28 protein-coding genes and 1 pseudogene are annotated in these 23,798 nt (G+C 51.1%); 27 read left to right on the forward strand and 2 right to left on the reverse strand.

The window, feature by feature from the left end; genetic code table 11:
• Positions 1-51 precede the first annotated feature (51 nt).
• The 21 genes and pseudogenes from B0X71_RS07405 to B0X71_RS07500 all read left to right on the forward strand — a co-directional run bounded on the left by B0X71_RS07405 (position 52) and on the right by B0X71_RS07500 (position 14,972).
• A complete protein-coding gene (locus tag B0X71_RS07405; protein WP_077590932.1) occupies positions 52-324 on the forward strand; it encodes an IreB family regulatory phosphoprotein in 273 nt (90 codons plus the stop codon).
• Entirely contained in the window at positions 321-737 is a 417-nt protein-coding gene (gene ruvX, locus B0X71_RS07410; RefSeq protein WP_077588816.1) for a Holliday junction resolvase RuvX, read from the forward strand. The genes B0X71_RS07405 and ruvX overlap by 4 nt, the downstream gene beginning before the upstream one ends.
• A 12-nt stretch (positions 738-749) precedes the next feature.
• A complete protein-coding gene (locus B0X71_RS07415; RefSeq protein WP_077588817.1) occupies positions 750-1,049 on the forward strand; it encodes a DUF1292 domain-containing protein in 300 nt (99 codons plus the stop codon).
• Positions 1,050-1,133: 84 nt separating this feature from the next.
• The gene (gene mltG, locus B0X71_RS07420; protein WP_077588818.1) at positions 1,134-2,255 is read left to right on the forward strand and encodes an endolytic transglycosylase MltG; all 1,122 of its coding nucleotides are present in this window, start codon (positions 1,134-1,136) and stop codon (positions 2,253-2,255) included.
• Between the two features lie 85 nt (positions 2,256-2,340).
• A pseudogene (locus B0X71_RS21360) lies at positions 2,341-2,925 on the forward strand (O-methyltransferase); the annotation flags it as partial.
• Between the two features lie 24 nt (positions 2,926-2,949).
• Positions 2,950-3,582: a uridine kinase gene (udk, locus tag B0X71_RS21365; protein ID WP_232336839.1), complete on the forward strand. Its 633-nt coding sequence runs from the start codon at positions 2,950-2,952 to the stop codon at positions 3,580-3,582.
• A 116-nt stretch (positions 3,583-3,698) separates the two neighbouring features.
• Positions 3,699-4,175 carry a transcription elongation factor GreA gene (greA, locus tag B0X71_RS07430; protein ID WP_077588820.1) on the forward strand — a complete coding sequence of 159 codons (477 nt, stop codon included), beginning with the start codon at positions 3,699-3,701 and terminating at the stop codon, positions 4,173-4,175.
• A 319-nt stretch (positions 4,176-4,494) separates the two neighbouring features.
• Positions 4,495-5,142 (forward strand): YrrS family protein, encoded by a 648-nt coding sequence (locus B0X71_RS07435; RefSeq protein ID WP_077588821.1) that lies wholly within the window; start codon positions 4,495-4,497, stop codon positions 5,140-5,142.
• A 52-nt stretch (positions 5,143-5,194) separates the two neighbouring features.
• Complete coding sequence (gene mtnN / locus B0X71_RS07440; protein ID WP_077588822.1) at positions 5,195-5,899, forward strand: 5'-methylthioadenosine/S-adenosylhomocysteine nucleosidase; 705 nt, start codon at positions 5,195-5,197, stop codon at positions 5,897-5,899.
• A gap of 284 nt (positions 5,900-6,183) precedes the next feature.
• On the forward strand, positions 6,184-6,387 hold the full coding sequence (locus B0X71_RS07445) for a phosphatidylserine decarboxylase (protein WP_232336840.1): 204 nt from the start codon (positions 6,184-6,186) through the stop codon (positions 6,385-6,387).
• Positions 6,388-6,433: 46 nt separating this feature from the next.
• Positions 6,434-6,949 (forward strand): YqeG family HAD IIIA-type phosphatase, encoded by a 516-nt coding sequence (locus B0X71_RS07450; protein ID WP_077588824.1) that lies wholly within the window; start codon positions 6,434-6,436, stop codon positions 6,947-6,949.
• A 7-nt stretch (positions 6,950-6,956) separates the two neighbouring features.
• Positions 6,957-8,060 carry a ribosome biogenesis GTPase YqeH gene (gene yqeH / locus B0X71_RS07455; RefSeq protein WP_077588825.1) on the forward strand — a complete coding sequence of 368 codons (1,104 nt, stop codon included), beginning with the start codon at positions 6,957-6,959 and terminating at the stop codon, positions 8,058-8,060.
• Between the two features lie 10 nt (positions 8,061-8,070).
• On the forward strand, positions 8,071-8,895 hold the full coding sequence (aroE, locus tag B0X71_RS07460; protein WP_077588826.1) for a shikimate dehydrogenase: 825 nt from the start codon (positions 8,071-8,073) through the stop codon (positions 8,893-8,895).
• Positions 8,882-9,178, forward strand: coding sequence for a ribosome assembly RNA-binding protein YhbY (gene yhbY, locus B0X71_RS07465; RefSeq protein ID WP_077588827.1), 297 nt, complete (start codon positions 8,882-8,884; stop codon positions 9,176-9,178). Before aroE ends, yhbY begins: the two co-directional genes overlap by 14 nt.
• Positions 9,178-9,744 carry a nicotinate-nucleotide adenylyltransferase gene (locus B0X71_RS07470; protein ID WP_077588828.1) on the forward strand — a complete coding sequence of 189 codons (567 nt, stop codon included), beginning with the start codon at positions 9,178-9,180 and terminating at the stop codon, positions 9,742-9,744. Before yhbY ends, B0X71_RS07470 begins: the two co-directional genes overlap by 1 nt.
• Entirely contained in the window at positions 9,734-10,309 is a 576-nt protein-coding gene (gene yqeK, locus B0X71_RS07475; protein WP_077588829.1) for a bis(5'-nucleosyl)-tetraphosphatase (symmetrical) YqeK, read from the forward strand. The genes B0X71_RS07470 and yqeK overlap by 11 nt, the downstream gene beginning before the upstream one ends.
• A complete protein-coding gene (gene rsfS / locus B0X71_RS07480) occupies positions 10,306-10,644 on the forward strand; it encodes a ribosome silencing factor (RefSeq protein ID WP_077588830.1) in 339 nt (112 codons plus the stop codon). The genes yqeK and rsfS overlap by 4 nt, the downstream gene beginning before the upstream one ends.
• Positions 10,641-11,363: a class I SAM-dependent DNA methyltransferase gene (locus B0X71_RS07485; protein ID WP_077588831.1), complete on the forward strand. Its 723-nt coding sequence runs from the start codon at positions 10,641-10,643 to the stop codon at positions 11,361-11,363. Before rsfS ends, B0X71_RS07485 begins: the two co-directional genes overlap by 4 nt.
• Positions 11,364-11,436: 73 nt before the next feature.
• Positions 11,437-12,051 carry a helix-hairpin-helix domain-containing protein gene (locus tag B0X71_RS07490; RefSeq protein ID WP_077588832.1) on the forward strand — a complete coding sequence of 205 codons (615 nt, stop codon included), beginning with the start codon at positions 11,437-11,439 and terminating at the stop codon, positions 12,049-12,051.
• Between the two features lie 66 nt (positions 12,052-12,117).
• Entirely contained in the window at positions 12,118-12,678 is a 561-nt protein-coding gene (locus tag B0X71_RS07495) for a ComE operon protein 2 (protein WP_077588833.1), read from the forward strand.
• Between the two features lie 17 nt (positions 12,679-12,695).
• Positions 12,696-14,972 (forward strand): DNA internalization-related competence protein ComEC/Rec2, encoded by a 2,277-nt coding sequence (locus B0X71_RS07500; protein WP_232336808.1) that lies wholly within the window; start codon positions 12,696-12,698, stop codon positions 14,970-14,972.
• Between the two features lie 19 nt (positions 14,973-14,991).
• Here B0X71_RS07500 and B0X71_RS07505 read toward each other — a convergent pair whose 3' ends face one another.
• Complete coding sequence (locus B0X71_RS07505; RefSeq protein WP_077588834.1) at positions 14,992-15,126, reverse strand: YqzM family protein; 135 nt, start codon at positions 15,124-15,126, stop codon at positions 14,992-14,994.
• Between the two features lie 332 nt (positions 15,127-15,458).
• On the opposite strand from B0X71_RS07505, the gene holA reads away from it, so the two are divergent.
• Entirely contained in the window at positions 15,459-16,475 is a 1,017-nt protein-coding gene (gene holA / locus B0X71_RS07510; RefSeq protein ID WP_077588835.1) for a DNA polymerase III subunit delta, read from the forward strand.
• A 109-nt stretch (positions 16,476-16,584) separates the two neighbouring features.
• Here holA and rpsT read toward each other — a convergent pair whose 3' ends face one another.
• Positions 16,585-16,839 (reverse strand): 30S ribosomal protein S20, encoded by a 255-nt coding sequence (gene rpsT / locus B0X71_RS07515; protein WP_077588836.1) that lies wholly within the window; start codon positions 16,837-16,839, stop codon positions 16,585-16,587.
• A gap of 211 nt (positions 16,840-17,050) precedes the next feature.
• Here rpsT and lepA point away from each other — a divergent pair, with 211 nt between their 5' ends.
• The 5 genes from lepA (at position 17,051) to dnaK (ending at position 23,673) form a co-directional block, all read left to right on the forward strand.
• Positions 17,051-18,880: a translation elongation factor 4 gene (lepA, locus tag B0X71_RS07520; protein ID WP_077590934.1), complete on the forward strand. Its 1,830-nt coding sequence runs from the start codon at positions 17,051-17,053 to the stop codon at positions 18,878-18,880.
• 55 nt (positions 18,881-18,935) lie between these two features.
• On the forward strand, positions 18,936-20,078 hold the full coding sequence (gene hemW / locus B0X71_RS07525; protein ID WP_077588837.1) for a radical SAM family heme chaperone HemW: 1,143 nt from the start codon (positions 18,936-18,938) through the stop codon (positions 20,076-20,078).
• A gap of 90 nt (positions 20,079-20,168) precedes the next feature.
• Complete coding sequence (hrcA, locus tag B0X71_RS07530; RefSeq protein ID WP_077588838.1) at positions 20,169-21,203, forward strand: heat-inducible transcriptional repressor HrcA; 1,035 nt, start codon at positions 20,169-20,171, stop codon at positions 21,201-21,203.
• A gap of 15 nt (positions 21,204-21,218) precedes the next feature.
• Positions 21,219-21,818 carry a nucleotide exchange factor GrpE gene (gene grpE / locus B0X71_RS07535; protein ID WP_077588839.1) on the forward strand — a complete coding sequence of 200 codons (600 nt, stop codon included), beginning with the start codon at positions 21,219-21,221 and terminating at the stop codon, positions 21,816-21,818.
• A 22-nt stretch (positions 21,819-21,840) separates the two neighbouring features.
• On the forward strand, positions 21,841-23,673 hold the full coding sequence (gene dnaK / locus B0X71_RS07540) for a molecular chaperone DnaK (protein ID WP_077588840.1): 1,833 nt from the start codon (positions 21,841-21,843) through the stop codon (positions 23,671-23,673).
• Positions 23,674-23,798: the final 125 nt, after the last annotated feature.

Here is a 23,798-nt window from a genome sequence, read left to right on the forward strand (position 1 = left end):
TGCAGAGATGAGAGGGTGCTTTTGCCCAAATCCCAAAGTGAGGTGCTTGTCGTGAGCTCGTTTGATAAGACCATGAAATTCAATGCGTCGGATGACTCGATGGAGCGTGAAGTGAAAGAAGTAATGCTCCATGTGCATTCTGCGCTCAAAGAGAAAGGCTATAACCCGGTCAATCAGATTGTCGGTTATCTGCTGTCAGGAGATCCCGCCTATATCCCGCGGCACGAGGATGCCCGGAATCTGATCCGGAAGCTGGAACGTGACGAAATTCTGGAAGAACTGGTCAAGTTCTATGTTAAAAAGAATGAACGGGACAGCGAATGAGGACAATGGGGCTGGACGTTGGCTCAAAAACGGTCGGGGTGGCGGTGAGCGATGCTCTCGGCTGGACGGCTCAAGGAATTGAAACCGTCAAGATTAATGAAGCAAAAGAGGAGTTCGGGCTGGAGCGGATCGGGGAATTGATCCGCCAGTACGAAGTGACGACAGTTGTTGTCGGCTTTCCGAAAAACATGAACAACACGGTCGGTCCGCGCGGAGAGGCATCGCAGAAGTTTGCTGCCCTGCTGGAGGAAGCTCACGGGATCCCGACTGTCCTTTGGGATGAACGGCTATCGACGATGGCTGCGGAACGCATGCTGATTTCAGCGGACGTAAGCCGCAAAAAGCGCAAAAAAGTGATCGACAAAATGGCGGCAGTGATGATTCTGCAGGGCTATCTGGACAGTAAAAAATAAGGAGTGACAGAAATGGAACACGGACAATCACAAATCACCATTATTGACGAAGAGGGAAACGAACAGCTGTATGAGGTGCTGTTTACATTCGATTCCGAGGAATTCGATAAGTCTTACGTGCTGTATTACCCGGTAGGCGCAGATGAAGATGAAGACGGCGAAATTGAGATTCACGCATATTCCTTCACGGAGCGCCCGGGCTCTGAAGCCAGCGAAGCATCCGGTGATCTGCATCCGGTTGAAACGGAAGAAGAATGGGATATGATCGAAGAAGTGCTGAATACGTTCCTCGATGAAGAGGAAGAAGAGTAAACAGCAAGAGGCGGAAAAGTTCCGCCTTTTTCTTTTAAAGGAATTTCCTGTATACTGAACTGGAAAAGATAAGGGGGAGAACCCGTGGAAAACCAGTCAAAAAAAGACGTGATGTTTGAGCGGATGAAAGAGAAAAAAAGAGAAGCAAAGATCATCCGCCGCATTGTATTTGCTGTGTTCCTGATCCTGCTGATCATTGCCGGAACTGCAGGATATAAGGGCTATCAGTACGTCTATGGTGCCCTTCAGCCGGTTGATCCGGAAGCTGCGGATACAATCACAGTTGAAGTGCCGATCGGTTCGAGTGTAGATTCTATCGCTGCTTTGCTTGAAGAAAATGGTCTCGTGGAAGATGAGCGAATCTACCGCTATTACGTTAAATTTAATAACGAAGCCGAGTTCCAGGCGGGCACGTATGAGTTATCGCCTTCCATGACGCTTGCGGAAATCACGGAAAGTCTGAAAACCGGGACCGTGTATCATGAACCGGTATTTACGATGACTGTGCCGGAAGGACTTCAGTTGGAGCAAATTGCTGCTATCGTTGCGGAGCATACCGATTATACAGCCGAAGAGTTTATGGAGCTGGCGACTGATGAGGAGTTCATCGATGAACTCATCGCTCAGTATCCGGGACTTTTGAGTGAAGAGATTAAAGGCGAGGGAATCCGATATGCACTCGAAGGGTATTTGTTCCCGATAACATATTCATTCTATGAGGAAGCCCCGCCGCTTGAAACCATTATCAACGATATGGTTGCCCAGACGGCACTGGTTCTCCAGGACTATACACCTGCTTTGCAGGAACTTGAAAAGTCGCCGCACTGGCTGCTGACATTCGCTTCCCTGCTTGAAGAAGAAGCGACGTCCCAGTCTGATCGGCAAACGATCGCCAGTGTATTCTACAACCGCTTGGATAATTCCATGCGGCTGCAGACAGACCCGACGGTTATTTATGGGATGGATGAGCATCAAGGCCGGCTGACGAATGCGGATTATCAGTTTGATAGCCCGTATAATACGTACTTGATCGACGGCCTGCCGCCCGGTCCAATTGCCGCTCCTGGCAGAGCTTCCATCGAAGCGGTTCTTGACCCGGCCAATACCGATTATCTGTTCTTCCTTGCTGACGAAAACGGCCGCAATTATTTTGCGGAGACGTACGAAGAACATCTGGAAAACCAAGCCGAGCATATTGGAAATTAAGTTGAAAGAGGGGAGGCGTTCTCGCCTTCTTTCTTTTTTTGTGCTATGATTAGTCGTGATTTTTTGTGAGTAAAAGGAGCTTGGCATGGACAGCAATCATTTGAAGTCTGTTTTACAGACGATGAGAGAATATGCACACGAACACCATGTGCCGATTATGGAAGATGAAGGAATGGAAGCACTGCTCGGCAGGCTCAGAAAACAGCGGCCGATCCGGATCCTTGAGATTGGTTCCGCCATCGGCTACTCGGCTCTCCGCATGGCGGAAGAGTTGCCGGATGCAGTGATTGATACAATTGAACGGAATTCGGACCGGGCAGCGCTGGCTGCAACCTTCGTGGCGGATGCCGGATGCACGCAAATAACGGTGCATGAGGGAGACGCGCTTGAATTTGAACCGGACCGGCTGCAGGCGAATTATGATGCCATTTTCATTGATGCCGCCAAAGGACAGTACGGGCGGTTCTTTACAAAGTATGAGCCGCTGCTGGCTGAAAACGGGGTTCTGTATTGTGATAATGTGCAAATGCGCGGACTCGCAGCGCTTCCGCTAGAAGAAGTGCCGAAAAGTAAACGGACGATGATCCGGAAACTGCAGGAGTTCACGGATGGAATGAAGAATCATCCGTCCTATGTGACAGAACTTGTGGAAGCCGGGGACGGGCTGTTAATCTGCAGGAAAAGGAGTGCCGGTATGAAAAAAAAGCGTCCAGTCGTCATTGGAATCGCAGGAGGTTCCGGTTCGGGAAAAACGAGCGTTACCAACGCGATCTATGAGGTATACAAAGAGCATTCAGTCGTGGTGATCGAGCAGGACTATTACTATAAAGATCAAAGCCACCTGGCATTCGAGGAACGCCTGAAGACCAATTATGATCATCCTTTGGCATTCGATACCAATTTGCTGATTGAACATGTGAATGAATTGCTGAAACGCCGGCCGATCGAGAAGCCGGTGTATAATTATGCCATCCACACCCGGTCAGATGAAAAAATTCCAATTGAACCGAAAGATGTCATCATTCTGGAAGGCATTCTCGTCCTGGAAGATGAGCAGCTCCGCAATTTGATGGACATCAAGCTGTTTGTCGACACGGATGCGGATCTCCGGATTATCCGCCGGCTCATGCGCGATATCAATGAGCGGGGCCGAACGATCGATTCAGTTATTGAGCAATACATGTCGGTGGTCCGTCCGATGCATAACCAATTTATCGAACCGACGAAACGCTACGCCGATCTGATCATTCCGGAAGGCGGACAGAACGAAGTGGCCATTGACCTTATGGTGACGAAAATCAAGGCGATTCTGGAAGAACATCTATAGAACGTTCTGAATAAAGTGAATAAATATGTACTTGAAGTTCCAATGATTGTATATTATGATATGACGAGATTGATGCACCGGATTCCGGAGCATCCGCAACTGAAGGGGTGGAAAGTATGTCAACTGAAAAACAATATCCAATGACCATAGACGGCAAACGGAAGCTCGAAGAGGAACTGGATTTCCTGAAGACGGTCAAACGCAAAGAAGTCGTTGAACGAATTAAAGTGGCACGAAGTTTCGGTGATTTATCCGAGAACTCGGAATACGATTCAGCAAAAGAAGATCAGGCATTTGTGGAAGGCCGCATCTCCACGCTGGAATCGATGATCCGCAATGCGGTCATCATCGAAGATGACGAACAGAATAACGGTGTCGTATCACTCGGCAAGACGGTTACATTCGTTGAAATTCCGGATGGAGACAAAGAAGAGTATACGATTGTAGGTTCAGCTGAAGCGGATCCGATCGAAGGAAAAATTTCGAATGACTCGCCAATCGCCAAAAGCCTGATCGGCCGCGGCGTCGGGGAAAAAGTGAAAGTGCTTACGCCCGGCGGCGAAATGGAAATTGAAATCCTATCCATCACATAATGACACCAGTCATTTTCTTTGGGAAATGGCTGGAAGCCTGTAGATAAAAGATTGTTTAGACAGAAAACGGCGCTCCAACATTCCGCGGACTGACTGCCAAGCCTCCTCGTCTCTAAGGATTTCGGGGGGGCGGCAGCCGGTTTTTCGCAGAGTGATGGGGCGATTTTTCTTTCTTCTCCTGATGCTGATATTGGCATAGATTGATATTCTTTAGAATTCGGACCAGTTATACAGCGGCAAGATGAAACATTTTTTTAATGTGGTCGTCTGATTTGTAACGGACTGGCATGGTATAGTAATGCAGAAGGGGGCCTACAGAATGGCAGATAAAAACCAGCGTTTTCCCTCTCGGATGAACAGAAGGAACCGCTCGAATTCAATTCTTAATATTTTAATCGCTCTTGTATTTGGACTAATTTTAATTACTGTGGCATTTATCATAATCGGCGGGGGAGATGACGGAGGCGTCGAACAGGAAACCGTCACTGTTTCTGATGAGCCGGCAGAGGTGATCGTGGAAGAGGACAGCCAGGAAGCAGCGGAAGAAGAACAGCCGGAACAAACCGCGGGGGAAGAAACCGCTGAGGAAGAAGCGGCTGAGGAAGAAACCGTCGGTGGGACAATCACCCGAAAAGATTCCGATGATCCTCTTATAGAAGAGACGGTCGTCAATACAAGCTGGGAGCCGATCGGGACAGAACAGACGGGCAAGCATGTATCACGCTATGACGGGTCGAGTGCCGACTGGCAGGAAAAACTGGATGCCATTGCTTATGCCACTGGCTTGAACGCCAATCAGATGATCGTCTGGATGGTAGAGAACGGCGGTGGACCTCAGCAGTCGGTCGGTGTTGTCTCTTCAGCTGATAATACCAAGCATTACCGGGTATACTTGCAATGGGTCGACGGTGAGGGTTGGAAACCCGAAAAGATGGATGTCTTAACAACGGCAGAAGGCGCCTATTGACGTAGGCGTCTTTTTTTCGGTTTAATAATGAATGGAAAGGTGAGGATGAATCATGAGAATCGGCGTAATCGGCGCGATGGAAGAAGAAGTGGAATTATTGCGTGACAGTTTGGCAGATCCAGTAACGGATACGATTGCCAATTGTGAATTTACACGCGGAACATACGAAGGGCAGGAAATCGTCCTGCTGAAAAGCGGCATCGGGAAAGTGAATGCAGCGATGTCGACAGCACTCCTGCTGCAGGAGTATAAACCGGATTTGGTCATCAATACAGGCTCCGCCGGCGGATTCGATGCTGAGCTTGAAGTCGGGGCAATTGTCATTTCAAGCGAGGTCCGGCATCACGATGTGGACGTAACGGCCTTCAATTACGAGATGGGCCAAGTGCCGCAGCTGCCAGCAGCTTTCCGTGCGAATGAGGAATTGGTCGAACTTGCCCACCAGGCGGCTAAGGAACTGAGCGAACAGATTCCGGCGGTCGGTTTGATTGCAACGGGTGACTCGTTCATGAACGATCCGGAACGGGTACAAAAGGTGCGCGGGTTCTTTCCGGAGATGAAGGCGGCGGAAATGGAAGCGGCAGCTGTGGCGCAGGTATGCTATCAATTTAATGTTCCATTTGTTGTTATCCGGGCACTTTCGGATATAGCCGGAAAAGAATCTTCTGTAAGCTTTGAAGAATTCCTGCACACGGCAGCCAAGAACTCGACAGCCATCGTACTCCGGGTCATCCGGGATTTGACAGCCCGCCAATAATGTGAGAAATCTCACAGCCTTCGTATCCTCCTTATGCTAAACTGGCAGCAGTTACCAAAGTGAAGGAGGGACGGATTATGGTTTTTCTCATGGCGTTCGGCATGCTGGTGCCGGCTGTTCTCATGCTGATCATTTCTGCTGAAGTGGGAGAAAACTGAACCGGAAGCGCATCTACTGCGCTTCCGGTTTAAATTTTCCGTAAAGTGATGTTGCTGATCATCAAGGCGGTGAACAGAAGCAGCAGTACGATATAAAAGTCAGGGTGGAAAAGATCCAGAGTGATCATGGCAAAAGTCGGTGCCATGTTTGCCAATTCGATTGAGCTTACTCACATGGATTCCGTCTGGCAAAAAGGCGGGGAAATCGGTCATTTCTCCTTTGGCTCCACAATCGTGCTGTCCTTTGAAAAAGGGGAAATCGCGTTTGTGACGGACATCGCCGCAGGGAACCGCGTGAAGGTGGGAGAAGCCCTTGCTCATGTGCTATAATGATTTGAATCGCTAAAGAAGGTACGATTAGGAGCTGTTTAAACCGATGTATCGTTTTTTTGTTCCCAATGAATACAAGAATAAAGTGACGGATATAACCCCCGAAATGCTGTTGAAGCGGGGGGTAAGAGGCGTGATCACGGATTTGGATAACACGCTGATTGAATGGGATAGACCGGATGCGACGCCGATGCTGACCGACTGGCTGACATCACTGAAAAATGCCGGTATCCAAGTTGTGGTCGTTTCCAATAATAATGAAGAGCGGGTCCGGAAATTCGCCCGGCCGCTTGGAATTCCATTCATCCACAAAGCCCGGAAGCCGATGGGCAAAGCGTTCAAAAAAGCATTGCAGATCATGGATGTTCCCAAAGACGAAGTGGTGATGATCGGTGATCAGATGATGACGGATGTGTTCGGAGGGAATCTGAAAGGGCTTCATACGATCCTTGTGATTCCGGTTGCCCAATCGGATGGCTTTGTGACCCGGTTTAACCGGCTGCTCGAACGGCGCATCATGAAACGGCTGAAAGAAAAAGGCCATGTAACATGGGAGGATTAGAACTGTTATGACTGAAATAATACAATGCATCGGATGCGGCACTGCAATCCAGACGGAACATCCGAATGAAACGGGCTATGCACCGGCGGCTTCCCTTCAGAAAGAAGAAGTGATCTGCCAGCGCTGTTTCCGCCTGAAAAACTATAACGAACTCCAGCCGGTCTCGCTGACTGACGACGATTTCCTGAACATCCTGAACGGCCTTGGGAGCCGCAAGGGACTGATCGTGAAAATCGTCGATTTATTTGATTTCAATGGCAGCTGGCTGCCCGGGCTCCACCGGTTCGCCGGCGGTAATGATGTGCTGCTGATAGCCAATAAAGTGGATCTGCTGCCAAAATCAATCAAACAGCCGAAGCTCGTCAACTGGCTGAGACAGGAAGCGAATAAACTTGGCCTGAAGCCGGTCGATGTGCTGACCATCAGCGCCCATAAAGGGACAGGGGTCCCTGAAGCGATGGAAGCGATTGAGTCATATCGGAACGGCGGCGATGTATTCGTCGTCGGCAGCACCAATGTCGGCAAATCGACGTTCATCAACCGCGTCATCAAACAGGCTAGCGGTGGAGGGGATGTTATCACGACTTCCCATTTTCCGGGCACGACGCTGGACATGATTGAAATTCCGCTTGATGACGAGCAATCGATGTATGATACACCGGGAATCATTAATCATCATCAGTTGGCGCATTATTTGCATGCGGATGATCTGAAAAAAATCATGCCGAAAAAAGAAATCAAGCCGCGGGTATTTCAGTTGAACCCGGAACAGACGTTGTTCATCGGCGGGCTGGCCCGTTTTGATTTCATCCAGGGGAACCGGTCGTCGTTCACGGTTTATGCCGCGAATGACCTGGATATTCACCGGACGAAGCTCGAGAATGCGACTGACTTGTATGCCCGGCAGCTCGGAGGGGTGCTGAGCCCGCCTTCAGCTGCGCATGCAGATGAATTCCCTGAGTTAGTGCGGAGGGAATTTCGGGTAAAGGATGCTAAAACAGATATCGTGTTCTCGGGCCTTGGCTGGATTACCGTGCAGCACGCGAATGTCACCATAGCGGCATATGCACCGAAAGGCGTTGAAGTGATGGTTCGGCCATCACTTATCTAGGAGGATGCCCATGAAAAAATGGTATGCAGTGATCGGCGATCCGATCTCCCATTCCCTGTCTCCTTATATGCATGACATCTGGTTCCATGAATGCGGCATTGACGCTTCCATGATTCCTGTGCATATCCGGGTAGGTGAATTGAAAGAAGGGGTCGCTGCTCTTAAACGATTGGGCGTCAGCGGATTTAATGTAACGCTGCCGTTCAAACAGGAAATTGTCCCGCTGCTCGGTGGATTGGATGCGGCAGCAGCGGAAATGAACGCAGTCAACACAGTCAGCTGCAACGACGGGCGGTTAACCGGCATGAATACGGATGGCGACGGCTTCGTCCGGGGACTGGCCGGAGAAAATGTGCCGAAAGATGCGCCGATCTTAATGGTCGGCGCGGGCGGGGCCGCCCGGGGCATTGCCTTCGCCCTGAAACGGCAAGGTTTTTCCCGGCTGTATATCGCCAACCGGACATACCGGCGGGCAGAGGAATTGGCAGCGGCGTCCGGTGCCATTCCGCTGTCGATTGCTGAAGCCGAAGAGCAGCTCGGGGCAATGGCCGCTGTCATCAACACCACTTCGGCCGGTCTGCAGGACGATACGGTTCCGCTCAAGCTCACCGGTTTGGCGCCGGGCACGCTTGTGTCGGACATTATCTACAATCCGCTGGAGACACCTCTGCTGAAGCAAGCCGCCGACCAGGGCGGCCGGGTGCAGAACGGTGTGGTCATGTTCGTTCACCAAGGAGCCATTGCTTTTGAAGCATGGACCGGCATCCGGCCGGATACAGAACCGATGATTGAAAAGATTAACAGGAAACTAGGAGGAAGTTATGCTCACAGGTAAACAGAAACGGTTTTTGCGCAGCAAAGCGCATCATTTAGATCCGATCTTCCAGGTCGGCAAAGGCGGCGTCAGCGAAACAATGCTGAAGCAGCTGGAAGACGTGCTTGAAAAGCGGGAACTGATCAAAGTCAGCATCCTGCAGAACAATGAAGACGACAAGCATGAAGTGGCTGAAGCGCTTGCTGAAGGTACGGGTGCGGAGCTGGTGCAGCTGATCGGCCTTACGGTTGTTCTGTATAAACCGTCCGTTAATAACCGCCAGATCCAATTGCCGAAGAGCTGATGCGAAAAATCGGGGTTCTCGGCGGCACGTTCAATCCGCCGCACATCGGTCATCTGATTATGGCGAATGAAGCGCTGTTCAAACTGGGGCTCGATGAAGTGCGGCTCATGCCGAATGCGGTGGCGCCACATAAGGAAGTGGCAGGTGCGGATGCGGCGCAGCGGCTCGAAATGACCCGGCTCGCTGCTTCTGGCTATCCCGGAATTGAAGTGGAGGCGTTCGAGATTGAAAAAGGCGGCGTTTCCTACAGCGTTGATACGATGCAGCAATTGACGGACCGGGAACCGGATGCGGTGTTTTATTTTTTGATCGGCGGGGACATGATCGAAGGGCTGACGGACTGGCACCGCATTGATGACCTGCTGAAGATCGTCACATTCGCCGGATTTCGGCGTCCTGGCTACAATGAAGAAACGGCCTATCCGGTTACTCTTGTGGACGCACCGGAACTGAAGCTGTCGTCGACGTTTCTCCGGGAGCGCATCGCTGCCGGCGGGCCGGTAGCTCATCTGATTCCTGATGCGGTCGAACAGTTCATACGGAAGGAGCATCTTTATGGATCGTAGTGTCGTTCTGCAGAAAGTGAAAAAGCGCCTGCCCGAGAAACGCTATACGCATGTGCTCGGTGTGATGGCATCGGCCGCCGTTCTGGCGAAGGAATTCGGCGTGTCGGAAGAAAAGGCGAATCTGGCCGCCATCCTGCACGACGTGGCGAAGTTCTCGGACCGGGATTGGATGCGCAGCATCATCATCAAGGAAAACATGGATCCGCGGCTCCTGGATTACCATGCCGAACTTTGGCATGCCCCGGTCGGTGCTTATGTCGCCGGGAAGGAGTTCGGCGTGACGGATCCGGATGTGCTGAATGCGATCCGTTATCATACGACGGGCCGGCCGGATATGTCGGATCTGGAAAAAATTATTTATATTGCAGACTTGGTCGAACCGGGTCGCAAGTTCACAGGCGTTGAGGAGCTCCGGGCGAAGAAACAGGAAGGGCTGGATGAAATGCTGACAGCATGTGTCCGCCATTCGGTCGATTTTTTGAAATCAAAAGGCGCCGCTGTCTTTCCGGATTCACTGGATTGTTTAAATTATTATACAAATTCTGAGAGGAACGTGATTGAATGAATAACGAACAATTACTTCAACTGGTACACGATGCAGCAGACGATAAAAGAGCAGAGGATATTGTCGTGCTGAACATGAAAGGCATCTCATTGCTGGCGGATTATTTCCTCGTAGCGAGCGGCGGGTCAGATCGGCAGGTTCAGGCAATTGCGCGTGAAGTGATCGATCAGGCAAATGAAAATGACATCACAGTCAGAAGCGTAGAAGGATTCGATGCTGCCCGCTGGATACTGATTGATCTTGGTGACGTCGTCGCCCATATCTTCCACCGCGATGAGCGGGATTATTACAATATTGAACGCCTGTGGCGGGAAGCGCCAGTCATCGAAATATGATGTATGGCAAATTTGCCGCTGTGTATGATCGGCTGATGGAAGATGTCCCATATGATTCCTATGCCGAATGGGTCATCCGGTTCGCTGGCAGAGGGCAATTGCTCGATGTTGCCGGCGGAACCGGTGTGCTGGCGGAAATGCTGGCGGAAATGGGTTTTCAGGTTACAGCGAGCGACCTTTCCGAGGAAATGCTGGCAGTTGCGGCAGACCGGTTTCAGGCTGGCGGGCATGATATCCCACTGTATTGTCTGTCGATGACCGACCTGGAGGGGCTGTCCGGTTTTGACGCCGTGACAATCGCTATTGATTCCTTGAATTACCTGCAGACCGAACAGGAAGTCAAAGACACGTTCCGTGAGGCGTTCCGCGCTTTGAATGATGGCGGCCAACTGTTTTTCGATGTACATTCCGCCCATAAAATGACGACTATTTACCTGGAAGGCCCATTTGTGTATGACGATGAAGACATCGCTTATATCTGGCATACCGAACCGGGAGATCATGAATTGAGCGTCATTCATGATCTCACCTTTTTTGTCCGGACCGGCGGGCTGTATGAGCGGTTTGAGGAGTCGCACGAACAGCGGACTTATCCGCCTGAACAATATGAGGCGTGGCTCCGGGAAGCGGGATTCCAGCATGTCTTTATTACAGCTGATTTCAGCAGTGATGCCCCTGAAGAAACCAGCGAGCGAATTTTTTTCCGGGCCGTGAAATAGTGCTTTTCAAGCAGGAAGTAATTGGGGTATAGTGAAGACAGCTTCACTGATTGCTTCCTGAAGAGAAGAGGGATTGTCCCTGAAAACAACTGATCTTCGAAGCAAAGCAGGCTGGCTGCTGATCCCCGCAGCGGCTGTGTCTGTGCTTTATTTTACTGTTTTTTCCCCAGCAGAAACCAGCGTGCCGGCCGAATCATTTGCGCCCGCCGCACCACTCCCCCTGGAACAGACCGAACTCCCTGAACCTGAAAATCATTCCATCATCATCGAAATCAAAGGACAAGTGGCAAAACCGGGCGTCTATGAACTGCCGGCCGATTCGCGGATCCAGGATGCTGTCCGGCTCGCCGGCGGCTTATTGCCGGATGCCGAAGACCGGGCGATCAATCTCGCCATGAAAGTGTCAGACGAAATGAGCATCTATGTGCCGGCTTTAGGAGAAGAAGTTGTCGTCCCTGCAACGCCAGCTGCAACGGCAGCGGCGGGCACTTCCGGGTCGGTCAATCTGAATACAGCCGACGAGACAGCGCTCATGGAACTTCCGGGCATCGGTCCGTCAAAAGCTGCGGCTATCATCGCTTACCGGGACGAATCCGGTCCGTTTCAATCCATTGAACAATTGAAAGAAGTAAGCGGTATCGGCGATAAAACATACGAACAGCTGCAGGATAGCATCACGGTAGATTAAACAGCGGTTGACGGTTTTCTTGCCTCTGCTAAACTGTTTTTATACCAATCACCAGGAGGCAATCAGATGAAGCGAATTACATGGGACCAATTTTTCATGGCGCAAAGCCATCTTCTCGCGCTCCGGAGCACCTGCACGCGCCTGTCGGTCGGAGCGACAATCGTCCGGGATCGGCGCATCATGGCCGGGGGCTATAATGGCTCCATCTCCGGCGGCGATCACTGTACGGATAAAGGCTGTTATGTAATCGATAATCATTGCGTCCGGACCATTCATGCAGAAATGAATGCACTCCTGCAATGTGCAAAATATGGCGTGTCGGTAAGTGGTGCTGAAATGTACGTCAGCCACTTTCCGTGCCTCCAATGCACGAAATCGATTATCCAGGCGGGCATTTCGACGCTTTACTATGCCAAGGATTACAAAAACCACCCGTACGGCATTGAACTGCTGGAACAGGCCGGTGTGAAGGTGATCCAAGTGCCGTTCGACGAGAGCGGTGTCGATTTCCAGAGCGACGAGAAGTCCGCTCTCTATACTGAACTGCTCGGCAAGCTCCGTGAGAAGGGAGAAAATGAAGAAACACTGGCCCTTTATGAAGAGCGGGTGAAGACATTATTCGGCTGACAATTACATCAGACCTGTTGCTCACAGCAGCGGCAGGAACCGCAGCAGCGACATATGCGGCACATGAATCACCGGGTTTTCTCGTGTTTCTTGTGCCGCTTTTTGTTTGGCTTTATTGGAAAGGATCTTCAGGCTGGATTCCGCCACTGCTGCTTGTGTTTTTGGTGGTATATGCTGTGCAGCTTGACCGGCTGCCGGAGGAAATGAATTACGGGGCGCCGTTTGAAGGACGCCTGGTGTTTGAAGGGGGCGCTGTCATCGATGGCGATTCCATGCGCGGCTTGGCCCGGATTCAAGACGGTCCGGCCGTCTATGCGACATACCGGCTCAATTCGGCAGCGGAAAAAGCGTTTTATGAAGACCGGCTTTGCTGTTCAGTGCTGTCAGTAAGCGGCACATTCAGCGTGCCCGACCCGCCTCCGCATCGTTTTGCGTTTGATATGCCGGCTTACCTGAAACATAATGGCGCCGCTCGTGTGCTGGAATTAAGCGGAGTCCGCGAGGTGGAAGAGAGGAGGGATGCAGCCGGGCTGCTTGCCCGCAAGCGGCAGGAAGTGGCGCTGCATATTGATCGAGCTTTTCCGGATAGCTTAGAATCAGAAGCGCAAGCCTTATTGATCGGTGAACGCGCCGGTATGTCTCAAGAAGAAGAGCAGCTGTTCCGGACACTTGGTATTTCCCATTTATATGCCATTTCAGGACTGCATATCGCGATTATGACCGGTATTACGTATTTCTTGCTGATTCGGCTGCATGTGCGCAAGGAAACGGCCTGGCTCTTGCTTGCAATCGCATTGCCGCTTTATGCGTTTTTGGCCGGCGGCAGCCCGTCTGTCATCCGGGCCGTCAGCATGGCGGAATTGGTGCTTATACTTCGGCTGGTTGGCACCCGGATCAGCGTGATGCCGGTATTGCTTGCCAGTTTTATCACATTTATCTTGGTAGACCCGTATATTATTTACCAGATTGGCTTTCAGCTGTCCTACGGAGCGGTATTCGGCTTGCTGTGTTCCGGTCAGCTGCTTGGGCAGCTTCCGAAATGGCAGGCGGCATTCGCTATCACAGCGGTTTCACAGCTCGGGCTTTATCCGTTGTTGCTCGTTCATTTTTATGAAGTGTCGTTGTCTGCGTTCGTGGTGAATTTTTTATTTGTGCCGCTGTATTCCATTGTCATTGTCCCGGCGAATTTTTTGCTTCTTGGGCTGACTTTGCTGACACAGCCGGCGGCGGATGTGCTGTTCACGGTATATGAACCAATGCGGGCGGCCGTCGGTTCCTTTATGGCCATGCTCGCATCTTTGCCGTATCAAATGTGGAATCCGGGAAAGCCGGAAGCCGGGTGGCTGATTGTGCTGTTTGGCAGCGTCCTGCTGTTTTTCGTTTCGATTGAAAGGGGGTATCGTCACTGGAAACTTCTCTTTATTTTTGTGCCGGCTCTTGTCTTTACCGCAATCCCCTACCTTGATCCATCGCTTCGCGTGTCATTTATCGACGTCGGACAAGGCGACAGTGCATTGATCGAGCTGCCTCATCGGCAAGGCGTCTATCTTGTGGACACTGGTGGCGTCGTCCGGTTTGGCGGTGAGGAATTCCAGGAGAGGCATGAACCCTATGAAGTCGGACGCCGGGTGGTTGCTCCTTATCTGAAAGGGAAAGGGATTTCTGGGATTGATGCGTTGATTTTAAGTCATGCAGATGCTGATCATATTGAAGGAGCGGAAGAAATCCTGTCTCTGTTCCGTGTCGGTCAGCTGCATGTCTCACCAGGTTCTTTGGAAGCACCTGGCATGGATGTAATCCTTGCGGAAGCGGGGGCGGCGGATGTCCTTGCGATGGGAGATGGGGTCCGCTGGTCTGCCGGGTCCGCGAGTTTTTCCTATTTGGCGCCTGCAGACGCTGATTATGCGGGAAATGATGATTCCCTCGTGCTTCTGCTGGAGCAGGGAGCATTTCGTGTATTATTTACGGGAGATATTGAAGAAGATGGGGAAAGAAAAGTAACGCTGCAGCACGGCGACCGGCTGCGGGGAGTCACGGTTCTGAAAATCGCGCATCATGGCAGTCAGACATCGAGCACTGCAGCATTCCTTGAAGCTGCTGTGCCTGCGTTCGCTATTATTTCTTCCGGTAAAGACAATCGCTATGGTCATCCGCATCCCGACGTAGTGGCGAGACTGGAGACGCTTGGCATTCCGATGTTCAATACAGCGGACAGCGGGACGATTGAATTGATGGTCAGAGACGGAAGTGTCAGGAAAACGACCGTCAGCAAAGAAAACGCCGGACCCCCGTAAGGGCCCGGCGTTTTTGTGCTTATCGTGCGACAACGTCGATAACTGTCGCAATGATGAAGATGGCACTGAAGAATACGAAAGACACAACGAAGCCGACTGCAGAGTCGTTGAAGTCATTCCGCTTGGACTGAACATCGCGTTCAAATGGATTCATAGCTGTCCCTCCTAATTACTTTTCCATTATAAGTGAAGGCACCATGAAAATCTACTTGAAACCGGAACAAACTCGCATGATTAAGTGAAGAGACACCAGTTTTTGAACATCCCGTGACTAAATCCCTGAATCCGCGGCTGCTGCCAGGCTAAATGAACGTTTGCGGTAGAAGAAGCAGGAAAGTAATAACGCTGTTTGGAGACATCATTGTTCAGCGGAACATTAGCAGCGGAAGACCGATCTTTTAATTATTTCCATGGCAGCTCTGACGAGGAAAAGAGAGAAGAAAATCTGCGCAGGATAGCGTATAGTTAAGGAAAAGGGGAGAGACGATGATTACATCTGCATGGAAAACAATCAGAAGCGGCAAAGTGGATCCGGTGTACTTGATCGTCGGGACAGAAAGCCATTTTGCCGAAAAGACCGTGGAACTGCTGAAAGCGAAACTGGCTGAAGATGGCGAGCTGGAATATTCAACAATCGACTTGGATGAAGTGCCGGTCGATGCAGTGATCGAAGAAGCGGATACGGTGCCATTCTTCAGCGACCGGAAGTTGATCGTTGCAAGGAATACATCATTTCTGAAAGCGGCAGAGCGCGGGAAAGAAAAAATCGATCATGATTTCAAAGCGCTCGAACGTTGGCTGGCCGATCCGCCGCTAACAAGTGTGACGGTGTTCATTGCGCCTTACGAAAAGCTGGATGAACGAAAAAAAGTGACAAAGCTCATGAAGAATCACGCGGTGCTGATCGAAGCGAAAGCGCCGGAAGCAAGAGATCTGGAAGTGTGGGCGGATCATGAAGCGAAGTCCCACGGGAAGTCGATTGACAGGGAAGCAGTTCAGAAACTCGTCGAGACAGCAGGAACGAATTTGACGCTCCTGTCTTCAGAGATCGAGAAAATGGCATTATATCTGGGAGCGGAGCAGGAATGGATCACCGTTCCGCTTGTGGAAGAAATGACGCCGCGGACGCTTGAGCAGGATGCCTTCAAAATGCTGCAGAGCTATCTGGACGGCGATGTCGCCAACGCATTATCCGTGTATTACGATCTTCTTGAACAAAAAGAGGAACCGGTGGGGCTGACGGCGCTGCTGGCCTCTCAGATCCGGTTCATGATCCAGGTTTTTTACCTGCTGAAAAAGGGGTATTCTGCTCCGAATATTTCCAAACAGCTGAAAGCCCATCCGTATCGGGTGAAACTGCTGGCCGAGCGAAAACGGCAATTTTCCGATCAGCAGTTGCTCGCAGTGCTTCGGGATTTGGCTGAAATTGATATGCAGTTGAAAAGTCAGTCAGGTTCCCGCGAGCGCATTCTGGAATTCTTCCTGATGAAGCGGGCGAATTAGTATCATGCCCCTCATTGTTTGATATGAAAAAGATTCCGGCCGGCTTTTCATCCGGTTTTTGAAACAGCAGCAAAAAACCGGTCCCCGAAAAGGGAACCGGTTTTCATCATTAGCCCTGAACTTTTTTCATCAGGCTTGATTTTTTGCGTGCAGCTTTATTTTTGTGGATCAGCCCTTTGTTGGCTGCTTTGTCCAGTTGTTTAATCGCCGCTTTCACTGATTCCTGAACGTTGTCACCGTTATTGGCAACCGCCTGGTCAGCCTTTTTCACAGTTGAACGCATTGCGGATTTCAGCTGAATGTTTTGTGCATGCGCTTCTTCGTTCTGGCGTACGCGTTTGATTGCAGATTTAATGTTTGGCATATCTTTCACCTCCCGGATAAGGAACGAGATATCAGTTCTCATAGCTTTCCTGTCTGTTTGCAACAAGCCTCATTTTAGCAAATCGGCACACAGAATGCAACACATACACGCAAAGAAGTTTCCCTTGACACGATGGACAGCCGGCGGATGCATTGCCCATTGTTAAGGACACTGGTATAATTCATTTAGCTTAATTAGGAGTGAACATATGATGAACAGAGAAGAACGACAGAAACGGCAGGAGAAAATCCGCAATTTCTCCATCATCGCCCATATAGATCACGGCAAATCGACACTTGCCGACCGGATTCTGGAGCAGACCAAAGCGCTGACGTCCCGGGAGATGAAAGCCCAGCTGCTCGACTCGATGGATTTGGAGCGGGAGCGCGGCATTACGATAAAACTCAATGCGGTTCAATTGAATTATACAGCGAAAGACGGAGAGACATACACGTTCCACTTGATCGACACGCCGGGTCACGTCGACTTCACGTATGAAGTTTCCCGGAGCCTGGCGGCATGTGAAGGCGCCATTCTGGTAGTGGACGCCGCGCAGGGAATTGAAGCCCAAACGCTGGCGAACGTCTACCTGGCGCTTGATAATGACCTGGAAATCATGCCGGTCATCAATAAAATCGATTTGCCGGCAGCTGACCCTGAACGGGTGCGGCAGGAGATTGAAGATGTGATCGGACTGGATGCATCGGATGCGGTCCTGGCTTCCGCAAAATCAGGAATCGGCATTGAAGAGATCCTCGAACAGATCGTCGAAAAAATTCCGGCTCCGCAAGGCGATCCGGAAAAGCCGCTTAAAGCGCTCGTCTTTGATTCGATGTTCGATCCTTATCGGGGTGTGATTGCCTATATCCGGATCGTACAAGGGACGTTGCGGCCCGGTGACCGGATCAAGATGATGTCAAACGGCAAGGAATTCGATGTAGTTGAAGCGGGAGTCTTTACACCAAAGCCGACGCAGCGGGAAGAACTGACCGTCGGTGATGTCGGGTTCCTGACAGCAGCCATCAAAAATGTCGGCGACACGAAAGTCGGCGATACGATCACGCTCGCCAATGACCCGGCTGAAGAAGCTCTGCCAGGTTACCGCCAGCTGAACCCGATGGTGTTCTGCGGGATGTATCCGATTGACGCGAACCGCTACAACGACATGCGGGATGCGCTGGAGAAACTGCAGCTCAACGATGCGGCGCTCCAGTTTGAAGCGGAATCCTCCCAGGCGCTCGGTTTCGGCTACCGCTGCGGCTTCCTCGGTCTGCTCCACATGGAAATCATCCAGGAGCGGATCGAACGGGAATTCAACATCGATCTCATCACGACGGCACCGAGCGTTATTTATCACGTCCATATGACGGATGGAGAAGTGCTGACGGTCGATAACCCGTCGATGATGCCGGATCCGCAAAAAATCGATCATATTCAGGAACCGTATGTAAAAGCGACGATGATGGTGCCGAACGATTACGTCGGTCCCGTCATGGAATTATCCCAGGCGAAACGCGGCAATTTCATCAATATGGATTATATCGATACAACCCGTGTCGGCATCGTCTATGAAATTCCGCTGTCAGAAATCGTCTATGATTTCTTCGACCAGCTGAAGTCCAGCACGAAAGGCTATGCTTCGTTCGATTACGAAATGATCGGTTATAAGGAATCGAAGCTGGCGAAAATGGATATCTTGCTCAACGCCGAAAAAGTGGATGCCCTCAGTTTCATCGTCCACCGCGACTTCGCTTACGAACGCGGCAAATCGATCGTCGAAAAACTGAAGACGCTCATTCCGCGCCAGCAGTTCGAAGTGCCGATCCAGGCGGCGATCGGCAATAAAATCATTGCCCGTTCCACGATTTCTGCTATCCGCAAGAACGTGCTCGCCAAGTGTTATGGCGGTGACATTTCACGGAAACGGAAACTGCTGGACAAACAGAAAGAAGGCAAGAAACGCATGAAGCAAGTCGGCTCTGTGGAAGTGCCCCAAGAAGCGTTCATGGCCGTCCTGAAAATGGACGATACCTCAAAATAAACCGGGAAGGAGGCTGGAATCTGAGCCTCCTTTTCCATTGGAAAGAAGGATTTTTATGGTGAAAGGATTATATGTCCACATCCCATTCTGCCACCAGATCTGTCATTATTGTGACTTCAATAAAGTGTTTTTCAAAGATCAGCCGGTTGATGGCTATATTGAAATGCTGGGGGAGGAACTCCGGCAGTGGAAGCAGCAGGGAGCACTCGATGTGCCGCTGGAGACGGTGTTTTTCGGCGGAGGAACGCCGACTGCCCTTGAACCGGCGCAGCTTGAGCGGCTTCTGTTCCACATTCATGACAACACAATGCTTGCTGAAAATGTGGAATGGACATCGGAAGCGAATCCGGATGAACTGACGCGCGACAAGATGGATGTGCTGTTTGCCGGCGGCGTTAATCGCCTGAGCATGGGCGTCCAATCATTTGACGAAGATCTATTGAAGCGGCTCGGCCGGACGCATCATAACCGTGATGTTGACCGGGCGATCCATGAAGCTCAGGCGGCGGGGTTCTCAAATATCAGCCTTGACCTGATGTATGGTCTGCCGGGGCAGTCGATGGCGCAGTGGAAACATACACTGAACCGCGCGTTCGCTTATGACTTGCCGCATTTCTCCGCGTATTCGCTCATCGTTGAACCGAAAACGGTGTTTTACAACCTGCTCATGAAAGGCAAATTGCAGACACCGGGTGAGGATCTTGAAGCGGATATGTATAAAGTGCTGATGGATGAAATGGCCGCTCACGGCCTCGAACAATATGAAATCAGCAATTTCGCGAAATCGGGATACCAGTCCCGGCACAACCTGCTGTATTGGAATAATGAAGAGTACATCGGAGCAGGAGCGGGAGCACACGGCTACGTGAACGGCGTCCGCTACTCGAATCACGGCCCGCTCAAGAAGTACATGACCCCGCTTGGTGAAGGCCGGCAGCCCGTGCTGAATGAAAACCGGGTCTCCCGGACGGAGAGCATGGAAGAGGAAATGTTCCTTGGCCTCCGGAAAAACGAAGGGGTGTCTGCTGAACGGTTTGAAAAGAAATTCGGCACCCCGCTTGCCGATGTCTACGGCGATAAGCTGACGCTGCTGCAGGCGCAGGGCAGTCTGGAGCAGCGGGATGGCTTTATCCGGCTGACGGACCGCGGCCGATTCGTCGGCAATAACGTATTTGAACAATTCCTGATCGGAGATTGAATCATTCCCATTGACGGGCAAAATGAAATTTGGTAATTTAAGTGTAGTATTAGCACTCGATTGTGATGAGTGCTAACAGAGGTGATGATCATGTTAACTGAACGGCAGCTGCTCATCCTGAAAGTGATCATTGATGACTACATTGATTCAGCGACGCCGGTGGGATCTCGCCATATTTCAAAAAATCCCGATATCGCCTACAGTCCTGCCACCGTCCGGAACGAGATGGCGGACCTGGAAGAGATGGGCTATATTGAAAAAACCCATACTTCATCCGGTCGTGTGCCGTCTGAAAAAGGATACCGGTACTATGTGGATCACATGCTGACGCCGCGTGCGCTTCCAAAACAGGATACGCTTCAGCTTCGGTCAGTGTTTCGTGACCGGCTTACCGAAACCGAGGAAGTCATCCGGCGGTCAGCTATGATGCTGTCAGAACTGACGAATTATACGTCGATTCTGCTCGGTCCGGATGTCCGCAAGCATACAGTGCGGAAATTCCAGATTGTGCCTTTGACGAACAGCACGGCTGTTGCGATTATCGTCACGGATACCGGCCACGTTGAGAACCGGATCTTTCCGTTGCCTGAAGGCATCAATCCGGCGGATATTGAGAAAATGGTCAATATCCTGAACGATAAGCTGACAGGTGTCCCGCTTCATGAGCTGCATATCCGGCTCGAAAAAGAAGCGGCTTCCATCCTTCGCCAGCACCTGGACCGTTACGGTGACCTTGTGTCGACGTTCCGGGAAACGCTCATCCATCCGCTGGAAGATAAAGTGTTTTACGGCGGCAAGCTCAATATATTGCGGCAGCCGGATTTCCATGATCTGCATAAGATCCGGAATCTGATGGATGTCATTGATGAGGCGAATCACCTGCCGCTCATTCTGCCGGTTGGCAGTGAAGGGCTGCATGTGACGATCGGTTCGGAAAACGCACTGGCCGCTATGGAGGACTGCAGTGTGATTACAGCCTCCTACCGGGTCGGCGAGGAACAGACGGGGCTGATTGCGATTGTCGGTCCGAAACGAATGGATTACAAGCGGGTTGTGACGCTGCTTGATACGCTGAGCGGCGACCTGACAAGAGAACTGACCCGCATCATTCGCGGTGGAGCTTAAAGGAGGAGTTATTTGATGGCTGAACAGACAAATCAGCAGAATGAAAAAGAACAAAAACCAGCTGATACAGAAACAGCGACAGAGCAGGAAACAGCAAACACTGAAACTCCGGAACCGGAAACGGAAGAAGTTTCTGGAGTGCAGGCTGAAGACGCCGGCGATTTGCAGTCCGAAGTTGACCGGCTGCAGGAAGAAGTTGAAAACGAACAGAATAAGTACCTGCGTCTTCTGGCGGACTATGAGAATTTCAAGCGCCGCTCAGTAAAAGACCGGGAAGAAGCGGAGAAGTTCCGCTCAAAAGCGTTATTGTCCGACCTGCTGCCGGTGCTCGATAATTTTGAACGGGCACTTGCTGCTGAAACGGAAAATGAAAACAATAAATCTCTCCTGAAAGGTGTCCGCATGGTTTACAATACACTGCTTGAAGCAGTGAAGCGGGAAGGCCTTGAAGAAGTGAAATCGGTCGGTGAGCCGTTCGATCCGAACGTTCACCAGGCGGTCATGCAGGAAAAAGACGATTCACAGGAACCGGGCATTGTCCTTCAGGAATTCCAGAAAGGCTATATATTAAAGGGCCGCGTACTGCGTCCGGCAATGGTTAAAGTGAACGAATAATCGGTAATTGGAGGAATGGAAAATGAGCAAAATTATTGGTATTGACCTTGGAACAACAAACTCTTGTGTAGCTGTACTGGAAGGTGGCGAACCGAAAGTCATTCCGAATCCGGAAGGCAACCGCACGACGCCTTCAGTCGTGGCATTCAAAAACGGCGAACGCCAGGTCGGCGAAGTGGCAAAACGCCAGTCCATCACGAACCCGAACACAATCTCTTCCGTCAAGCGCCATATGGGTACTGACCATAAAGTGGAAGCTGAAGATAAGAAATACACACCGCAGGAAGTTTCAGCGATGATTCTGCAGTACCTGAAAGGCTATGCGGAAGAATATCTCGGTGAAAAAGTCGAAAAAGCGGTCATTACAGTACCTGCTTACTTCAATGACGCTGAGCGCCAGGCAACAAAAGATGCCGGCCGCATCGCAGGACTTGAAGTGGAGCGCATCATCAACGAACCGACTGCTGCAGCACTCGCTTATGGCCTCGATAAAATGGAACAGGATCAGACCATCCTTGTTTATGACCTTGGGGGCGGTACGTTCGACGTATCCATCCTTGAACTTGGCGATGGTGTGTTTGAAGTCCGTGCCACAGCCGGCGATAACCGTCTTGGCGGGGATGATTTTGACCAGGTGATCATTGATTACCTTGTACAGGAATTCAAGAAAGATAACGGCATTGACTTGTCGAAAGACAAAATGGCGACACAGCGTCTGAAAGATGCAGCGGAAAAAGCGAAAAAAGACTTGTCCGGTGTAACGAGCACGCAGATCTCACTGCCGTTCATCACAGCAGGAGAAGCGGGCCCGCTGCATCTGGAAGTAACATTGACACGCGCGAAATTCGATGACCTGACTTCAGATCTTGTGGAACGCACAATGGGACCTACCCGTCAGGCGATGAAAGACGCCGGTGTCTCGAAATCCGATCTCGATAAAGTTATTTTGGTCGGCGGTTCAACCCGTATTCCGGCTGTACAGGAAGCCATCAAAAAAGAAACTGGGCAAGATCCGCATAAAGGTGTAAACCCGGACGAAGTTGTCGCCATGGGCGCAGCGGTTCAGGGCGGCGTCCTGACAGGCGACGTAAAAGATGTGGTTCTTCTTGACGTAACACCATTGTCGCTTGGAATTGAAACAATGGGCGGCGTGTTCACGAAACTGATCGAGCGCAACACGACTATCCCGACTTCTAAATCACAGACGTTCTCGACGGCTGCAGACAACCAGCCGGCTGTTGACATCCATGTACTGCAGGGTGAACGTCCGATGGCAGCAGACAACAAAACGCTCGGCCGTTTCCAGCTTGCGGACATTCCGCCGGCACCGCGCGGCGTACCGCAGATCGAAGTGACATTCGATATCGATAAAAACGGTATTGTGAACGTTAAAGCGAAAGACCTGGGTACACAGAAAGAACAGAACATCACCATCCAGTCCAGCACAACGCTGTCTGAAGATGAAATCGAGCGCATGGTGCAGGAAGCGGAAGCAAATGCCGAAGCGGATGCAAAACGCAAAGAAGAAGTTGAGCTTCGCAATGAAGCCGATCAGCTTGTCTTCCAGACAGACAAGACGCTTACGGACCTCGGTGATAATGTTTCTGAAGAAGAGAAGCAGCAGGCTGAAACAGCTCGCGATGAACTGAAAACAGCACTCGAGTCAGACTCGATAGATGACATTCGCGAAAAGCGCGACAATCTGCAGAGCGTCCTGCAAGGTCTGGCAACGAAAGCTTATGAGCAAGCAGCCCAGGCAGCACAAGCGGGCGGCGCTGATGGTGCCGGTCAGGCAGACGACGGCGTGGTAGACGCAGATTTCGAAGAAGTCAACGACGACGATAAAAAAGAGTAAGCAGTAGAGGAAAAGTCAAAGCGGAAGATGGCGCTTTGGCTTTTTCACTGTCCAAGCTCCAGCGCCCAGCCCCTCGAGGTCGCTTCGATCCCGCCTGCGATGGCTAAGACGGCCATCACCTGCGG

Source organism: Planococcus lenghuensis, assembly GCF_001999905.1.
GTDB classification, from domain to species: Bacteria; Bacillota; Bacilli; order Bacillales_A; family Planococcaceae; genus Indiicoccus; species Indiicoccus lenghuensis.

Coding starts and splice junctions, on each gene's coding strand:
- yqeH (WP_077588825.1), top strand. CDS start 6,957: ATGACTGAAATAATACAATGCATCGGATGCGGCACTGCAATCCAGACG.
- grpE (WP_077588839.1), top strand. CDS start 21,219: ATGGCTGAACAGACAAATCAGCAGAATGAAAAAGAACAAAAACCAGCT.
- B0X71_RS07435 (WP_077588821.1), top strand. CDS start 4,495: ATGGCAGATAAAAACCAGCGTTTTCCCTCTCGGATGAACAGAAGGAAC.
- greA (WP_077588820.1), top strand. CDS start 3,699: ATGTCAACTGAAAAACAATATCCAATGACCATAGACGGCAAACGGAAG.
- udk (WP_232336839.1), top strand. CDS start 2,950: ATGAAAAAAAAGCGTCCAGTCGTCATTGGAATCGCAGGAGGTTCCGGT.
- yqeK (WP_077588829.1), top strand. CDS start 9,734: ATGGATCGTAGTGTCGTTCTGCAGAAAGTGAAAAAGCGCCTGCCCGAG.
- hrcA (WP_077588838.1), top strand. CDS start 20,169: ATGTTAACTGAACGGCAGCTGCTCATCCTGAAAGTGATCATTGATGAC.
- B0X71_RS07495 (WP_077588833.1), top strand. CDS start 12,118: ATGAAGCGAATTACATGGGACCAATTTTTCATGGCGCAAAGCCATCTT.
- B0X71_RS07445 (WP_232336840.1), top strand. CDS start 6,184: ATGGCAAAAGTCGGTGCCATGTTTGCCAATTCGATTGAGCTTACTCAC.
- rsfS (WP_077588830.1), top strand. CDS start 10,306: ATGAATAACGAACAATTACTTCAACTGGTACACGATGCAGCAGACGAT.
- lepA (WP_077590934.1), top strand. CDS start 17,051: ATGAACAGAGAAGAACGACAGAAACGGCAGGAGAAAATCCGCAATTTC.
- dnaK (WP_077588840.1), top strand. CDS start 21,841: ATGAGCAAAATTATTGGTATTGACCTTGGAACAACAAACTCTTGTGTA.
- B0X71_RS07505 (WP_077588834.1), bottom strand. CDS start 15,126: ATGAATCCATTTGAACGCGATGTTCAGTCCAAGCGGAATGACTTCAAC.
- yhbY (WP_077588827.1), top strand. CDS start 8,882: ATGCTCACAGGTAAACAGAAACGGTTTTTGCGCAGCAAAGCGCATCAT.
- B0X71_RS07450 (WP_077588824.1), top strand. CDS start 6,434: ATGTATCGTTTTTTTGTTCCCAATGAATACAAGAATAAAGTGACGGAT.
- mtnN (WP_077588822.1), top strand. CDS start 5,195: ATGAGAATCGGCGTAATCGGCGCGATGGAAGAAGAAGTGGAATTATTG.
- B0X71_RS07415 (WP_077588817.1), top strand. CDS start 750: ATGGAACACGGACAATCACAAATCACCATTATTGACGAAGAGGGAAAC.
- hemW (WP_077588837.1), top strand. CDS start 18,936: ATGGTGAAAGGATTATATGTCCACATCCCATTCTGCCACCAGATCTGT.
- B0X71_RS07470 (WP_077588828.1), top strand. CDS start 9,178: ATGCGAAAAATCGGGGTTCTCGGCGGCACGTTCAATCCGCCGCACATC.
- holA (WP_077588835.1), top strand. CDS start 15,459: ATGATTACATCTGCATGGAAAACAATCAGAAGCGGCAAAGTGGATCCG.
- rpsT (WP_077588836.1), bottom strand. CDS start 16,839: ATGCCAAACATTAAATCTGCAATCAAACGCGTACGCCAGAACGAAGAA.
- aroE (WP_077588826.1), top strand. CDS start 8,071: ATGAAAAAATGGTATGCAGTGATCGGCGATCCGATCTCCCATTCCCTG.
- ruvX (WP_077588816.1), top strand. CDS start 321: ATGAGGACAATGGGGCTGGACGTTGGCTCAAAAACGGTCGGGGTGGCG.
- B0X71_RS07485 (WP_077588831.1), top strand. CDS start 10,641: ATGATGTATGGCAAATTTGCCGCTGTGTATGATCGGCTGATGGAAGAT.